Raw genomic sequence first — 2,373 nt, 5'->3', positions numbered from 1 at the left:
TCAACGTGATGCGCGGTGAAGCCGAGCCGGAAACCGACGGTCGCGAAGGCCTGAAGTCGCTGGAACTGCTGATCGGCATGTATCTGTCGGCCCGCGACGGCAAGCGCATCAGCCTGCCGCTGGAGTAGTGGGTAAACTCTGTGTTATCAAATGCGGCCTCATGCCTTGTGAGGTAGGTAAAATTTTTATGTCTTGCTGATCTTTACAAAATGATAGAAATACTGATTTCTTTTGGTATTATTGTTGGGGTGTTTTTTTTCATAAATGATTTGCGTTATGGGAAAATAAGCCCTGTGTTGTTTTTTTCGCCGATGTATATACTTGGGTTTTTAAATGCATTGTCAGGTTATTTGAGCAATTACTCGGCGGGGTATTTTTATTACGTTGAATACCCTGGCGAGTACATGCCTTTGGCGTTGTTGGTGTACGTGGGTGGGTTTCTTCTTTTTGTTTTTGGGGTTTTTTGTGCAAAAAATATTAAATGGAAAGTGAGTGATCATGTGCCATATTTTGAAAGGGTAATGTTGAGTTCAGCGCCATGGGTTTGCTGGTTTTTACTTGTGATGGCACTGCTTAATTTTCTCTATGTTGCTTATGTGACATCTGGTGGTGTATTAGAATTTCTAGGTTCAATAGCGTTGCGAAAATATCAACATGAAGATGTTGGTTATTCAACTTTTTTATATCCTTTTTCGATAATTGGGTGCTATGTTTACGCGGTTAATAGAATAAAAAGAGGTTGGAATGGATTTGGCTTGTATGCAATAATAACGTTATTAATATTTGCATCGGAAGGTAGAATTACCTTGACGTTGCTTAGCTTGGCACCAGCTTTTTTTATTGCAAATTTTGATGGTGGATTAAATATAAAGAAAGTATTGCTTCAGATTTTTGCTCTGATGGTACTGGCAGTTATATTTTTTGTGTTGCGTTATATTTCATCTGCTGGAGACTCTTCCAGTGATTTGGTTGATGTGCTTTTTTCGTTGCTGATTGACCGTGGGAATGTGCCTAATTTTCCTGTTTTAATAGTTTTGTTGCAAAAGATGGGGAAGGGGTTGGATTTTACAGGTGGACTTAATTTGTTAGAAGGATTTGCCTATCCATTAGGGCTAGTGAAAATTTTTGGTAGCGATTGGATGTTGCCATGGATTATAAAGTCAAGTTTTTTCTACGATGACCCGGGAGGTGGGCTGCCTTTGACGATATTTGGCGCCTCTTATGCCGCGTTTGGTTTTGCAGGAGTCCTTGTTTTACCATTTTTTATGGGTTTTTTTTCCGGCGTGTTTGGAGCTGCGGCAATTTCCTCGAGATCGTATTTTTTTAAAATTTTTTATTTGCTTTATTTGACTACTTTTATATTTTTGGCGGCAAAGACTGATTTTTCTCAGTTGAGTGCAATGTTAGTCATTGCTGAATACATGGTGGCCGCTTTTGTTTTTTTTGGGGTGATTGGTTTTTTAGTGAAAAATTAATTTATGCCTGAGTGATTTGCTGTTTTATCGGTTTTTGGTGTTTTGCATGTTGTTAAGTTGGTGGTCGATTTTTTTGAATTGTAGGTTGCTATTACATATATGCTAGACTATTTTTTTTCTATTTCCCGACGTCATAAAATGGCGCTGTTGATGCTGCTGGATACGCTGCTGCTACCGCTGGCGTTGTGGAGCGCGGTGTTGCTGCGCCTGGGTGGTAACTGGGACTCGAAGCTGGATCCCTACCTGTGGATTTTCGCGGTGCCACCGTTGTGGGTGCTGCCAATCTTCATCAAGCTGGGGCTGTACCGTGCGGTATTGAAGTTCCTCGACGACCGTATCGTTTACACCGTGGTGCTGGGGGTGTCGCTATCGGTACTGATGTTGATGGCGGTGATTTGGCTGGCTGGTATTGAGGCTTTCCCTCATACCGCCATCATCATTTTCTGGATGTTCGCGATGGCCTATCTCGGTTGCAGCCGCTTCCTGCTGCGCGGGGTGGCACGTCGCATCGACGCGCTGGATGCGCCGCGCAGGCCGGTGATCATCTACGGCGCCGGCCGTGCCGGCCTGCAGCTGATGGTGGCATTGCAGGAAGGCCGCGAGTACCGGCCGATGGCGTTTGTGGATGACAACCCGCAGTTGTGGGGCCGCACTTTCCGTGGCCTGATGGTGCATGATCCGAAAACCATCGCCGAGCTGGTGGACGATACCGATGCGCAGCTGCTCCTGCTGGCGATGCCATCGACCAGTCGTGGCCGCCACCGCCAGATTCTGGAGCAGCTGGAAAGGCTGCACGTGCCGATCAAGCGGCTGCCGGGCATGGCCGACCTGGTGTCCGGCGAGGTGCGGGTGGACGAGCTGCGCGAGGTGGAGATCGAAGACCTGCTGGGCCGCGACC

General features: G+C 46.4%; 2 protein-coding genes and 1 pseudogene. All 3 read left to right on the top strand.

The window, feature by feature from the left end:
- A pseudogene (locus HU218_RS16955) lies at window positions 1-128 on the top strand (gfo/Idh/MocA family oxidoreductase); the annotation flags it as partial.
- 81 nt (window positions 129-209) lie between these two features.
- The gene (locus HU218_RS13375; protein WP_174875437.1) at window positions 210-1,475 is read left to right on the top strand and encodes an O-antigen polymerase; all 1,266 of its coding nucleotides are present in this window, start codon (window positions 210-212) and stop codon (window positions 1,473-1,475) included.
- Window positions 1,476-1,613: 138 nt separating this feature from the next.
- A partial coding sequence (locus HU218_RS13370) for a nucleoside-diphosphate sugar epimerase/dehydratase (RefSeq protein ID WP_425509255.1) occupies window positions 1,614-2,373 on the top strand: 760 nt, incomplete at its 3' end.

It is taken from the genome of Vogesella oryzae, assembly GCF_902829295.1.
In the GTDB taxonomy this organism is placed as follows: Bacteria; Pseudomonadota; Gammaproteobacteria; order Burkholderiales; family Chromobacteriaceae; genus Vogesella; species Vogesella oryzae.
Note: the sequence above shows the minus strand (reverse complement) of the source record. Positions and strands in the feature narration are given on the sequence as shown.